10 protein-coding genes, 2 rRNA genes and 1 pseudogene are annotated in these 13073 nt (G+C 70.0%); 2 read left to right on the top strand and 11 right to left on the bottom strand.

What is annotated here, in order from left to right:
• Window positions 1–33: 33 nt before the first annotated feature.
• The 3 genes from ACFXOA_RS02815 to ACFXOA_RS02805 are packed head-to-tail and all read right to left on the bottom strand — an operon-like array spanning window position 34 to window position 2079.
• A complete protein-coding gene (locus ACFXOA_RS02815; RefSeq protein ID WP_385021448.1) occupies window positions 34–957 on the bottom strand; it encodes an NAD kinase in 924 nt (307 codons plus the stop codon).
• The gene (locus ACFXOA_RS02810; RefSeq protein ID WP_362674391.1) at window positions 954–1769 is read right to left on the bottom strand and encodes a TlyA family RNA methyltransferase; all 816 of its coding nucleotides are present in this window, start codon (window positions 1767–1769) and stop codon (window positions 954–956) included. Before ACFXOA_RS02810 ends, ACFXOA_RS02815 begins: the two co-directional genes overlap by 4 nt.
• A 7-nt stretch (window positions 1770–1776) precedes the next feature.
• On the bottom strand, window positions 1777–2079 hold the full coding sequence (locus tag ACFXOA_RS02805) for a hypothetical protein (protein ID WP_385021446.1): 303 nt from the start codon (window positions 2077–2079) through the stop codon (window positions 1777–1779).
• Window positions 2080–2397: 318 nt separating this feature from the next.
• Between ACFXOA_RS02805 and ACFXOA_RS02800 the strand changes: the two genes are divergently transcribed.
• Window positions 2398–2745, top strand: a complete 348-nt coding sequence (locus ACFXOA_RS02800; RefSeq protein WP_385021444.1) for an SCP2 sterol-binding domain-containing protein — start codon at window positions 2398–2400, stop codon at window positions 2743–2745.
• Here the strand turns inward: ACFXOA_RS02800 and ACFXOA_RS02795 are convergent.
• From ACFXOA_RS02795 to ACFXOA_RS02780, 4 genes are all read right to left on the bottom strand, one after another.
• Window positions 2729–3568, bottom strand: coding sequence for an ABC transporter ATP-binding protein (locus ACFXOA_RS02795; protein WP_385021441.1), 840 nt, complete (start codon window positions 3566–3568; stop codon window positions 2729–2731). The two genes, ACFXOA_RS02800 and ACFXOA_RS02795, sit on opposite strands and share 17 nt — an antisense overlap.
• 68 nt (window positions 3569–3636) lie before the next feature.
• Complete coding sequence (locus tag ACFXOA_RS02790; protein ID WP_385021438.1) at window positions 3637–4695, bottom strand: FecCD family ABC transporter permease; 1059 nt, start codon at window positions 4693–4695, stop codon at window positions 3637–3639.
• A complete protein-coding gene (locus ACFXOA_RS02785) occupies window positions 4692–5753 on the bottom strand; it encodes a FecCD family ABC transporter permease (protein WP_385021435.1) in 1062 nt (353 codons plus the stop codon). The genes ACFXOA_RS02790 and ACFXOA_RS02785 overlap by 4 nt, the downstream gene beginning before the upstream one ends.
• Before the next feature lie 74 nt (window positions 5754–5827).
• Window positions 5828–6856, bottom strand: coding sequence for an HAD hydrolase-like protein (locus ACFXOA_RS02780; RefSeq protein WP_385021432.1), 1029 nt, complete (start codon window positions 6854–6856; stop codon window positions 5828–5830).
• A 72-nt stretch (window positions 6857–6928) separates the two neighbouring features.
• On the opposite strand from ACFXOA_RS02780, the gene ACFXOA_RS02775 reads away from it, so the two are divergent.
• Window positions 6929–8212: a DUF1015 family protein gene (locus tag ACFXOA_RS02775; protein WP_385021429.1), complete on the top strand. Its 1284-nt coding sequence runs from the start codon at window positions 6929–6931 to the stop codon at window positions 8210–8212.
• A gap of 101 nt (window positions 8213–8313) precedes the next feature.
• Here ACFXOA_RS02775 and ACFXOA_RS02770 read toward each other — a convergent pair whose 3' ends face one another.
• From ACFXOA_RS02770 to ACFXOA_RS02755, 4 genes and pseudogenes are all read right to left on the bottom strand, one after another.
• The gene (locus ACFXOA_RS02770; RefSeq protein ID WP_385022074.1) at window positions 8314–9117 is read right to left on the bottom strand and encodes a tetratricopeptide repeat protein; all 804 of its coding nucleotides are present in this window, start codon (window positions 9115–9117) and stop codon (window positions 8314–8316) included.
• A gap of 207 nt (window positions 9118–9324) precedes the next feature.
• Window positions 9325–10632: pseudogene (locus ACFXOA_RS02765) on the bottom strand (hypothetical protein); the annotation flags it as partial.
• A 107-nt stretch (window positions 10633–10739) separates the two neighbouring features.
• A 5S ribosomal RNA gene (rrf, locus tag ACFXOA_RS02760) occupies window positions 10740–10856 on the bottom strand.
• 132 nt (window positions 10857–10988) lie between these two features.
• Window positions 10989–13073, bottom strand: a 23S ribosomal RNA gene (locus tag ACFXOA_RS02755); the annotation flags it as partial.

Raw genomic sequence — 13073 nt, 5'->3', positions numbered from 1 at the left:
TCACTCACGCGGGTGTGGTCCGGACCCCGGTGATCAGTGCGGGGCGCCGCGCCAGCCCTGTACGGGCAGCGCGAACTTGGCGACCAGACGGTCGGTGAAGGAAGCCTGGTGCAGCCGCGCGAGCCGCACGGGCACGGCGCCCCGGCGCACCTCGACCCTGGCTCCCGCCGGCAGCTCCACGGTCCGGCGCCCGTCGCACCACAGCACCCCGTGCGGGGTGTGCGGCTGGACCTCGACGGCCAGCACCGACTCGGGCGAGGTGATCAGGGGCTTCGCGAACAGGGCGTGGGCGCTGATCGGGACCATCAGCAGCGCCTCGACCTCCGGCCAGACGACGGGCCCTCCCGCGGAGAAGGCGTACGCGGTCGACCCGGTGGGCGTGGCGCAGACGATCCCGTCGCAGCCGAAGCCGGTCACCGGGCGGCCGTCGATCTCCAGCACGACCTCGAGCATCCGCTCGGGCGAGACCTTCTGCACGGCGGCCTCGTTGAGCGCCCAGTCGCTGTGCACGACGTCGCCGTTGCTGTGCACCAGGACGTCGAGCGTCATCCGCTCCTCGACCTGGTAGGCCCGCGTCACGACCCGGTCCACGACCTTGTCGAGGTCGTCGCGCTCGGCCTCGGCGAGGAACCCCACCCGCCCGAGATTGACGCCCAGCATCGGGACACCCGAGGCACGGGAGATCTCGGCGCCGCGCAGCAGCGTCCCGTCCCCGCCGAGGACGATCAGCAGCTCGCAGCCGTCCACGGCCGCCGGGGTGGCGTCCGTGACCGTCTCGACGGACGGCGGCAGCGGCAGGTCCTCCGCCTCCGCGGCCAGCACCCGGACGCCGAGGCCGTTGCGCAGCAGGCCCTGGACGACGAGCTCGGCGCTGCGGACGGCGGCCGGGCGGCCGGTGTGCGCGAGCAGGAAGACGGTGCGTTCCGCGTTACCGGGTTGTGCCGCATGCGTCGTCAACGGGGCCCCTCCGCCACTGCACGGTCGACGTCAGCGGGATCCAGCTCTGGTGCGCCGGCCCGCAGCCACAGAAAGTACTCGACATTCCCCGACGGTCCGGGCAGCGGGCTCGCCGTCACGCCCCGGACGCCGAGGCCCAGGAGCCAGGCGCGGCGCGCCACCTCCCGTACCGCCTCGGCCCGCAGCTCGGGGCTGCGGACCACACCGCCGCTGCCGAGGCGCTCCTTGCCCACCTCGAACTGCGGCTTGACCATGAGGACGAGGTCGGCCCCGGGTCCGGCGCAGCGCGCCAGGGCGGGGAGCACCAGGCCGAGCGGGATGAACGACAGGTCCCCCACCACCAGGTCCACCTCCTGCCCGTCGATCTGCTCCACCGTCAGCTCACGCACGTTGGTGCGGTCCTTGACGGTGACGCGCTCGTCGGACTGGAGGGACCAGGCGAGCTGCCCGTAGCCGACGTCCACGGCCACCACATGGCCGGCGCCAGCCCTCAGCAGCACGTCGGTGAAGCCGCCGGTCGAGGCCCCGGCGTCCAGCGCCCGCCGCCCCTCGACCTTCAGCCCGAGGGGGGTGAAGGCCGCGAGGGCCCCGGCGAGCTTGTGCCCGCCGCGCGAGACGTACTCGGGGTCGCTGTCGTCCTTGACCACCACGACGGCGGCACTGGTCTCGACCTGGGTGGCGGGTTTGGTCGCGGTGTTCCCCGCGACCGTCACCCGCCCGGCCGCGATCAGCTGGCTCGCGTGTTCGCGTGAGCGGGCGAGCTTGCGGCGTACCAGCTCGGCGTCGAGGCGGCGACGTGCCACTCCTGCCACGTTCGGTTCAGCTCCTGTTGTCGTGCGTACGCGTCGGTGCGGGTGCGGGGCGTGCGTCCAGCGCGGTCAGCTCTTCGCGCAGGCCCCGGTGTACATCCTCGTACACCGCGGTGTGACCGTCCGCCGCGAGGTGGTCCGCGTCGGCCAGGCGTTCCAGCAGCTCGTCCACGGTGGTGTGCCCGGTGAGGGCTCGCGCCACTCCCAGGGGGGCGGGAGGGGCGGGGTCGAAGGAGGGCGCGGGCGGCGCCACGGCCCCGGCGGCCGCCTCGTCCTGCTGCTCGTTGCCTGGTTCCGGCATCCTGTCGCTCATGCGGGAACGCTACCGTTCCCGAGGGCTGAGCAGGAATGATCGCGCGGGGCGCACACCCGGACCGGGCGAGGGCACACCGGTGCCCGGCGCACGCCCCCCTGGGGCGGCCGAAGGCGTCCGGAGGCGTGGTCCGGTCCCGGAGGCCGGCTGCCCGCACGGCCCGGGCGGTCGGTCACGGACGCGGGCGGCCGGGAGGCCCGCCTCCTCGCCCGCCGGTCCGGGGCCGTCCCTCGCCCGATGTGGCCGGAGCGTCCTCGCGCACGTTCCTTGATCGAGTGGCCGCCCACCCCCCGAACGGCCGGTGTACCGTCGGTGACGATGGCGACCATGGCGGAGTGCCGCAGCGCACTCGACACACTTTCCGACAATCTGGCGGGGGCCGACGGCGACGTACGCGACGCCGCCGCCCTCGACCGCTCGCTGAGCTGCCACATCAGGGATCTGGACGTGACGTTCACGGGGCGTCTCGCGAACGGCCGGATCCATGTACTGGACACGCTGGACGGCCCGCCCCGCGACAAGGCGGAGATCCGGCTCGCGATGACCGGCGACGACCTGGTCGCCATGGTCGGCGGCGAGCTGAACTTCGCCAAGGCCTGGGCCTCGGGCCGGGTGCGCCTGGAGGCGGGGTTCCGCGATCTGCTGAAGCTCAGGTCCCTGCTGTGACGTCCGTGGCCGCCAGGCCCTGGAGCGGGGCGGCGGTGCGCCGCCGACGGGCGGCCGGGACGACGAGCGGGGTACCCGTCTCGGGGTCGTCGATGACCTGGCAGCGCATCCCGAACACCTCCTCGACGAGTCGCGCGGTGACGACGTCACCGGGCGCGCCCTCGGCGATGACCGCTCCGTCGCGCATGGCGATGAGGTGCGTGGCGTAGCGCGCCGCGTGATTGAGGTCGTGGAGCACGGCGACCAGGGTGCGCCCCTGCGTCTCGTGCAGTTCCGCGCAGAGGTCGAGGACATCGATCTGGTGCTGGATGTCGAGGTACGTCGTCGGCTCGTCCAGGAGCAGCAGGGGGGTCTGCTGGGCGAGCGCCATGGCGATCCAGACGCGCTGGCGCTGGCCTCCGGACAGTTCGTCGACGTAGCGGTCGGCGAGTGCCCCAACGCCCGTGGAGTCCATGGACTCCTTCACGATCCGTTCGTCCTCGGGGGACCACTGGCGGAGCAGCCCCTGGTGCGGGTACCGGCCGCGGGAGACGAGGTCGGCGACGGTGATGCCGTCCGGGGCGATGGAGGACTGGGGCAGGAGTCCGAGCGTCCTGGCCACCTTCTTCGCGGGCGTGCGGTGGATGGACTGCCCGTCCAGCAGGACGCTTCCCCCGGTGGGCTTCAGCATCCGCGACAGTGCGCGCAGCAGGGTCGACTTGCCGCAGGCGTTGGGGCCGACGACGACCGTGAAGGAGTTGTCGGGTATCTCGACCGAGAGGTTCTCGGCGATGATCCGCTGGTCGTAGCCGAGGGTCACCGAGTCCGCGGTGAGGCGCTGCATGGTCGTACTCCCGGATTCTTGAGGGGTGGTCTGCGGGGTGCCGGGTTCCGCACCCGGGCGTGCCGTCCTCATATGCGCCCCGCCCGGCGCTCGGACACGAGGAGCCACAGCAGGTAGCAGCCGCCCAGTACGCCGGTGATCACACCGACGGGGAGCTGGCGGTCCCCGAAGGCGTTCATGGCGGTCCAGTCGGCGACCAGCAGCAGGGCCGCCCCGGTGGCGGCCGCGGCCGCCAGGTTGGGGCCGGATGCCCGGGTGAGCCTGCGGGCGACCTGCGGGGCGCTGAGCGAGACGAAGACGATGGGACCGGCGGCCGCGGTGGCCACGGCGACGAGCAGCACGGCGCATCCGAGCAGGACGAGCCGGGTGCGCTCCACCCGGACGCCGAGGGCGTGGGCGGCGTCGTCGCCCATCTCGATCATGCGCAGCGCCCTGCCGTGTCCCAGGACCAGCGGGAACAGTACGCAGCAGACCGCGAGCAGCGGCCAGACCTGTGCCCAGTCCCTGCCGTCGAGGGTGCCGGTCATCCAGACGACGGCGCGCGTCGCGTCGACGAGGTCGGCCTTGGTGATCAGGTAGTGGATGGCGGCGGTGAGCATCGCAGCCGCGCCGATCCCGACGAGGACGAGCCGGTAGCCGTGCACTCCGCGCTTCCAGGCCAGCAGGTGAACGGCGGCGCCGGTCAGCAGACCGCCGGCGACGGCTCCGGCGGCGACCTCGTCGGGACCGCCGTGGAAGAGCACGATCACGGTGAGGGCGCCGACCGCGGATCCCTGTCCGAAGCCGAGGACGTCGGGGCTGCCGAGCGGGTTGCGCGAGACGCTCTGGAAGACGGCTCCGCCGACTCCGAGGGCGGCGCCGACGAGCAGTCCGACCAGGACCCTGGGCAGCCGCAGTTCCGTGACGATGAACTCCTGCTGGAACGTTCCGTCACCCATCAGGGTGGAGACGACCTGGCCGGGCGACATGGTGTAGTCGCCACTGCCGATCAGGATCACGGCGGCGAGGACCGCCACCGCGACGAGCAGCGTGACCACGGCGAACGCCCGCGCGTCCACCCGGAAGGAGAGCCCGCCCGCGGTCCGCACCGCACGGACGGTCCTGGTGGTGTCCTGTGCAGCCTTCACAGCTGGGCCATCCTCTTGCGTCGTACGAGATGGATGAAGACGGGTCCGCCGATCAGGGCGGTGACGATGCCGACCTGGAGTTCGGAGGGACGGGCGGCGATCCTGCCCACGATGTCGGCGCCGAGCAGCAGCACGGGCGCGAGGACGGCCGAGTACGGCAGGATCCAGCGCATGTCGGGGCCGGTGATGGTGCGGACCAGGTGCGGGATCATCAGCCCGATGAAGACGATCGGACCGCAGGCCGCCGTCGCCGCCCCGCACAGCAGGGTGACGGCCACCATGGCCAGCGCACGGGTGCGGGTCAGGCGGGCGCCGAGCGCCTTGGCCGTGTCGTCGCCCATCTCCAGCGCGTTGAGGGGCCTGGCGATGAGCATGGCCAGCAGCACACCCAGCGCGATGAACGGCCACACCTTGCCGACGGTCCCGGAATTCGCCGAGGCGAGGGACCCGACAGTCCAGAACCGGAGGCGGTCCAGGGCCGCCGAGTCCAGCAGCTGCACGGCGTTGACGTAACCGAAGAGCGCGGCGGTGACCGCCGTACCGGCCAGCGCCAGCCGTACGGGGTTCGCGGAGCGGCTCCCGCCGAGCAGGTACACCGCCACCGAGACAACCGCGGCGCCCGCGAACGCGAACCAGACGTAACCGGTCAGCGAGGTCACGTCGAAGAAGCTGATCGCGGAGACGACGGCCGCGGACGCGCCCGCGTTGACGCCCAGCAGACCTGGCTCGGCCAGCGGGTTGCGGGTCAGTGCCTGCATCACCGCCCCGGACATGCCCAGCGCGGAGCCGGCGAGCATGCCCAGCACGGTGCGCGGGACCCGCACGTCCCGTACGAGAACGTCGCCGCTCGTCCCCGAGTAGTGGAACAGACCGTGCCAGACGTCGGAGAGCGGGAGCGCCTTGGCGCCGACCGCGACACTCGCGAGGCAGACCAGCGCGAGGACGCCCACGGCGGCCAGAAGACCTGCGGCACGTACCGTGTGCCGTCCCGCGCGTGCGGGTGCCTTCGGCTCGGACGCGGGACCGGAACTCGATTCGGGGGGACTGTCGACCAACACGTGGTTAGGCTAGCCTATCCTGCAATGGGCTCAACTCCCCGGTGCGGCACAGCCTACGGCCTCCGGAGCGGCCCTCAGAGGCCGAGCGCGGCGACGGCCTTCTCCGCGTCCAGCTCGCAGGCTCCCTCACCGGCGTGCGTCCACGCCGCACCGCACAGCGCGCGCAGCCCGTCCAGCGGTTCGCCGCCGCCCTCCAGGGTGAGCGCCTCACCGCGCACGACGGCGGTCCAGCCGCCGCAGCGGAAGGCACCGTCCTGTCCGGACACCTCGGGCTGGGTGGTCAGCAGCCCGCGCAGGTCCCGGTCCACGTAGGTGGGACGGTGCCGGGGTCCGGCGGCGATCAGCTGCGCCGCGTCGGTGACCCCGGTCAGCACGAGCAGCGAGTCCACACCACCGTTGAAGGCACCCTCGATGTCCGTGTCCAGCCGATCACCCACGACCAGGGGACGCTCGGCCCCGGTCCGCAGCACCGTCTCGCGGTGCATCGGGGGCAGCGGCTTGCCGGCGACCTGGGGCTCCGCACCGGTCGCGATCCGCACGACCTCCACGGCGGCGCCGTTGCCCGGGGCGATGCCCCGGGCACCCGGGATCGTCAGATCGGTGTTCGAGGCGAACCAGACCGCTCCGCGAGTGATCGCGTACGCGGCTTCCGCGAATCGGCCCCAGGGCAGATCGGGGCCGCCGAAGCCCTGTGCCACGGCCGCCGGATCGTCGTCCGCCGACTCCACGGGCACCAGCCCGCGTTCACGCAGCGCCACCCGCAGCCCTTCCCCGCCGACGACGAGCACCTTCGCCCCGGCGGGCAGCTGATCCGCCATCAGCCGTGCGACGGCCTGCGCCGAGGTGATCACGTCGGAGGCCTCGGCCGGCACGCCGAGCTCCGTCAGGTGCCCGGCCACCGCATCCGGGGTGCGCAGCGCGTTGTTCGTGACGTAGGCCAGGTGCATCCCTCCCTCACGCGCGGAGCGCAGCGACTCGACCGCGTGCCCGATCGCGTGCCCGCCCGCGTACACCACACCGTCGAGGTCGAGCAGGGCCGTGTCGTAGCGCCCGCTCAGCGCCTCGTCGCTCCCGAGCGGCCGGGACCTGTACTGCTGACTCATATGCCTCTGCTCCTCGTTCCGTGCCTCTCCCCCGATCATCGCGCATCCACCGAGCGCACATACGATGCCCGGATGAACACATCCGGAGCCCCCGTCGGCGGCCAGGGACTGCGGCTGACCCCCTTCCGCGGACTGCGGTACGTCCCGGAACAGGTCGGCAGCCTGGCCTCGGTCACCTCGCCCCCGTACGACGTCGTCGTGCGGCCCGACGGGCTCCATCACCTGGAGTCCTCGGATCCGCACAACATCGTGCGCCTCATCCTCCCGCAGGGGGGCTCCGCCGCCGAACGGCACCGGCAGGCCGCCCACACCCTTCGGCAGTGGATCGCGGAGGGGGTGCTCGCCGCGGACCCGCTCCCCACGCTGTACGTCTACGAACAGCGGGCCGGTGACGTCCTGCAGCGTGGCGTGATCGGGGCGCTGGCGCTCTCCCCCGCCTCGGAGGGCGTGGTGCTGCCGCACGAGGACGTGATGGCCGATGTGGTGGAGGACCGTGCCGATCTGATGCGCACGGCGGCGGCCCACCTCGAACCGCTGCTGTTCAGTTATGAGGGTGACGGCGGGCCGAGCGGGGCGACGGCCGTGATCGAGCGCGTCGTGGAGCGTCCGGCGTTGTTCACCACGACGACGGAGGACGGGGTCCGGCACCGGCTCTGGGCTGTCACCGATCCCGCCGAGCACGCCGAGATGGATGCCGATCTGGCCCGCCGCCAGGCACTCATCGCCGACGGCCACCACCGCTGGGCCACCTACCTCCGGCTCCAGCGCGAACAGCAAGGCCCCGGGCCCTGGGACTTCGGGCTGGTCCTGCTCGTCGACACGGCCCGCCACCCTTTGCGGGTGCGCGCCATCCACCGGTTGCTCCACCGCCTGCCGGTCGCCGACGCGCTCGACGCCCTCGACGGCCTCTTCCGCGTCAGCACCGTGGAAGGGCCGTTGTCCCTGGCTCTGGAGGCGCTTGCGGAGGCCGCCGCCGAGGGCAACGCCTTCCTCCTCGCGGGCGACGGCCGTTTCCATCTGGTCGACCGGCCCGAGGCACGGCTGCTGGCGCGCACCGTCCGCGGGGACCGGCCGGCCGCGTGGCGCGCCCTCGACGCCACCGTGCTGCACTCCGCCCTGCTCGACGATGTCTGGGGCATCCCCGACTCCCCGGACCACATCTCGTACATCCACGACAGCGCGGCCGCGGTCGAACAGGCCGAGCGCCACGGGGCCACGGCGGTGCTGATGCATCCGGTCCGTGAGGACGTCGTCCGGGATCTGGCCAGACAGGGCGTCACCATGCCTCGCAAATCGACGTCGTTCGGTCCCAAGCCCGCCACGGGACTGGTACTGCGCAGCCTCGACATCGGCTGAGGATCCGCCCGCAGACCGGTCGCTGCCGGTGTGGGCCCTGAACGCGGGAAGGGCGGCACCCCCTGGGGGTGCCGCCCTTCACCACTGCCTCGGCTCAGGCCTCAGGCCTTCGTGGACCCGTCGGCGTCGCCGTCCTGCTCGACCGCGTCGCGACCTGCGTCGGTGTCCTCGCGGTCGACGTCCTCGGGGCCGGTCTCCTCGCCCTCGACGTCCTCGGGGCCGGTGCCCTCGCGGTCGACGTGCTCACCGTCGGTGGCGGCCGGTGCGTCGACGTGGTCGTCGTCCTCGTCGAGCGCGTCGACGAACTCGACCCCGTCGAGCTCCGCGAGCCGGTCGGAGGCGTCCGTCGAACCGTCCTTGTCGGCCTCCAGCGCCTTGCCGAACCATTCGCGGGCCTCGTCCTCACGGCCCGCTTCCAGCAGGACATCGGCGTAGGCGTACCGAAGCCGGGGCGTCCACGGGTGGACGGCGTTGGACGCCAGCTCGGGGCTCTGCAGGGTGACGATGGCGGCGTCGATCTGCCCCATGTCCCTGCGGGCGCCGGCGGCGACCAGGCGCATCTCGACCTGCCCGGCCTTGTCCAGCTTCTGTACCTCGGGTTCGCCCGCCATGGCCATCGCCCGCTCGGGCCGGCCGAGTCCCCGCTCGCAGTCGGCCATCACGGGCCACAGTTCCGCCGAACCGGTCATCCGGCGCGACGCACGGAACTCCGCCAGCGCTTCGGCGTACCTCTGGCTGGCGTACGCGGCGAAGCCCGCGGCCTCACGGACCGCGGCGACACGCGATGCGAGCCGCAGGGCGATCCGCGAGTAGGCGTAAGCCTGCTCGGGGTCCTCGTCGATGAGACGGGCGACCATGACGAGGTTCCGTGCGACGTCCTCGGCAAGGGTCTTCGGCAGGCTCAGAAGCTCCTGCCGGACGTCCTTGTCGATCTCGTCGCCGGTGACGTCGTCGGGGATGGGAAGGCGCTTGACGGGCTCACGATCGCGGTCGTCCCGTCCCTGGTAGCCACCCCGGTCGTCGCGGCCTCGGTAGCCACCACGGTCGTTGTCACGCCGAGGGCCACGGTCGCGGTCGTCGCGGCGGAAGCCGCCGGGGCGGTCGTCGTCGCGGCGGGGGCCACGCGGCCGGTCGTCACGACGGTCGAACCCACCGGCCGGACGGCCGCCACGGTCGTCACGGCGGAACCCGCCGCCGGCACCGCCCCGGTTGTCGTAGCCGCCCGGGCGTCCGCCGCGGTCATCACGCTGTCCACCGCGGTACCCACCACGGTCGTCCTCACGACGGGGGGCACGATCGTCCCGGCGGAAGGAACCCGACCGGTCGTCGTCTCGACGGGGGCCGCGCTCACGCTCGTCGCGGCGGAAGCCGCCACCGGTTCCGCCACCACGGCTGTCGTCGCGGCGGAAGCCGCCACCGGCACCGCCACCACGGCTGTCGTCGCGGCGGAAGCCGCCGGGGCGGTCGTCGTCGCGGCGGGGGCCACGCGGCCGGTCGTCACGACGGTCGAACCCACCAGCCGGGCGCCCGCCACGGTCGTCACGGCGGAACCCGCCGCCGGCACCGCCCCGGCTGTCGTCGCGGCGGTTGTCGTCGCGACGGTCGTAGCCGCCCGGACGTCCGCCACGGTCATCACGCTGTCCACCGCGGTACCCACCACGGTCGTCCTCACGACGCGGCGCACGATCGTCACGCCGGAAGCCGCCACCACGGCTGTCGTCGCGGCGGAAGCCGCCACCGGTTCCGCGACCACGGCTGTCGTCGCGGCGGAAGCCGCCGGGGCGGTCGTCGTCGCGGCGGGGGCCACGCGGCCGGTCGTCACGACGGTCGAACCCACCAGCCGGACGCCCACCACGGTCGTCACGGCGGAACCCGCCGCCGGCACCGCCCCGGTTGTCGTCGCGGCGGTTGTCGTCGCCCGGACGTCCGCCACGGTCATCACGCTGTCCACCGCGGTACCCACCACGGTCGTCCTCACGACGCGGCGCACGATCGTCACGCCGGAAGGAACCCGACCGGTCGTCGTCACGACGGGGGCCGCGCTCACGCTCATCACGCCGGAACCCGCCACCGGTTCCGCCACCACGGCTGTCGTCGCGGCGGAAGCCGCCGGGGCGGTCGTCGTCGCGGCGGGGGCCACGCGGCCGGTCGTCACGACGGTCGAACCCACCAGCCGGACGCCCACCACGGTCGTCACGGCGGAACCCGCCGCCGGCACCACCCCGGTTGTCGTCACGACGCGGGCCTCGATCGCGGTCGTCCCTACGGAATGCACCGCGGTCGCTGTCACGTCGAGGCGCACCGCCCCGGTCGTCGCGACCACCTCGGTAGCCGCCCCTGTCACCCCCGTCCCGGCGACGCGGATCGCGCTCCGGACGGTCGTCGGAAGAGTTGGTGGACATGGGGGTGACTCCTGTCATCGGGTACCACAGACATTCTCGCGCAGCCGACGATCCGGCGCGCTTCGGAAAAACAAAAGGGCCCTTGGCCCCAGCATGAACGCTGGGGCCAAGGGCCCTGAAAGATTGTTCGGCGGCGTCCTACTCTCCCACAGGGTCCCCCCTGCAGTACCATCGGCGCTGAAAGGCTTAGCTTCCGGGTTCGGAATGTAACCGGGCGTTTCCCTAACGCAATGACCACCGAAACACTATCGGCCACTCCATCAAGATGGAGATCGGCACTTAGCGAACAAGCACACTTTTCAATTGATTAGTGAAACTGTTCAACCAGCACGACTGTTCGTGGCCTGGGAACAACACAGTGGACGCGAGCAACTGAGGACAAGCCCTCGGCCTATTAGTACCAGTCAGCTCCACCCGTTACCGGGCTTCCACATCTGGCCTATCAACCCAGTCGTCTACTGGGAGCCTTAACCACTCAAGGTGGTGGGAATACTCATCTTGAAGCAGGCTTCCCGCTTAGATGCTTTCAGCGGTTATCCTTTCCGAACGTAGCCAACCAGCCATGCCCTTGGCAGGACAACTGGCACACCAGAGGTTCGTCCGTCCCGGTCCTCTCGTACTAGGGACAGCCCTTCTCAATATTCCTACGCGCACAGCGGATAGGGACCGAACTGTCTCACGACGTTCTAAACCCAGCTCGCGTACCGCTTTAATGGGCGAACAGCCCAACCCTTGGGACCGACTCCAGCCCCAGGATGCGACGAGCCGACATCGAGGTGCCAAACCATCCCGTCGATATGGACTCTTGGGGAAGATCAGCCTGTTATCCCCGGGGTACCTTTTATCCGTTGAGCGACAGCGCTTCCACAAGCCACTGCCGGATCACTAGTCCCGACTTTCGTCCCTGCTCGACCCGTCGGTCTCACAGTCAAGCTCCCTTGTGCACTTACACTCAACACCTGATTGCCAACCAGGCTGAGGGAACCTTTGGGCGCCTCCGTTACTCTTTAGGAGGCAACCGCCCCAGTTAAACTACCCATCAGACACTGTCCCTGATCCGGATCACGGACCCAGGTTAGACATCCAGCACGACCAGAGTGGTATTTCAACGACGACTCCACAACCACTGGCGTGGCCGCTTCAAAGTCTCCCACCTATCCTACACAAGCCGAACCGAACACCAATATCAAACTGTAGTAAAGGTCCCGGGGTCTTTCCGTCCTGCTGCGCGAAACGAGCATCTTTACTCGTAGTGCAATTTCACCGGGCCTATGGTTGAGACAGTCGAGAAGTCGTTACGCCATTCGTGCAGGTCGGAACTTACCCGACAAGGAATTTCGCTACCTTAGGATGGTTATAGTTACCACCGCCGTTTACTGGCGCTTAAGTTCTCAGCTTCGCCGACCCGAAAGTCAGCTAACCGGTCCCCTTAACGTTCCAGCACCGGGCAGGCGTCAGTCCGTATACATCGCCTTACGGCTTCGCACGGACCTGTGTTTTTAGTAAACAGTCGCTTCTCGCTGGTCTCTGCGGCCACCCCCAGCTCACCGAGTAAATCGGATCACCAGGAATGGCCCCCCTTCTCCCGAAGTTACGGGGGCATTTTGCCGAGTTCCTTAACCATAGTTCACCCGAACGCCTCGGTATTCTCTACCTGACTACCTGAGTCGGTTTAGGGTACGGGCCGCCATGAAACTCGCTAGAGGCTTTTCTCGACAGCATAGGATCATCCACTTCACCACAATCGGCTCGGCATCAGGTCTCAGACTTATATGCACGACGGATTTGCCTACCGTGCGTCCTACACCCTTACCCCGGGACAACCACCGCCCGGGCTGGACTACCTTCCTGCGTCACCCCATCGCTTACCTACTACAAGTCTGGTTCGTCGGCTCCACCACTACCCTCAACTCCGAAGAGATCGGGCCGGCTTCACGGACTTAGCATCGCCTGATTCAGTATTGGGCGTTTCAAAGCGGGTACCGGAATATCAACCGGTTGTCCATCGACTACGCCTGTCGGCCTCGCCTTAGGTCCCGACTTACCCTGGGCAGATCAGCTTGACCCAGGAACCCTTAGTCAATCGGCGCACACGTTTCTCACGTGTGTATCGCTACTCATGCCTGCATTCTCACTCGTGAACCGTCCACAACTCGCTTCCGCGGCTGCTTCACCCGGCACACGACGCTCCCCTACCCATCCCAGCGGGCGTTGGCCCTCATGCTGGAATGACACGACTTCGGCGGTACGCTTGAGCCCCGCTACATTGTCGGCGCGGAATCACTTGACCAGTGAGCTATTACGCACTCTTTCAAGGGTGGCTGCTTCTAAGCCAACCTCCTGGTTGTCTCTGCGACTCCACATCCTTTCCCACTTAGCGTACGCTTAGGGGCCTTAGTCGATGCTCTGGGCTGTTTCCCTCTCGACCATGGAGCTTATCCCCCACAGTCTCACTGCCG

Source organism: Streptomyces sp. NPDC059166, assembly GCF_042755185.1.
Lineage (GTDB): Bacteria > Actinomycetota > Actinomycetes > Streptomycetales > Streptomycetaceae > Streptomyces.
The sequence above is the reverse complement of the archived record's forward strand: the minus strand, read 5'-3'. Positions and strand labels throughout refer to the sequence as shown.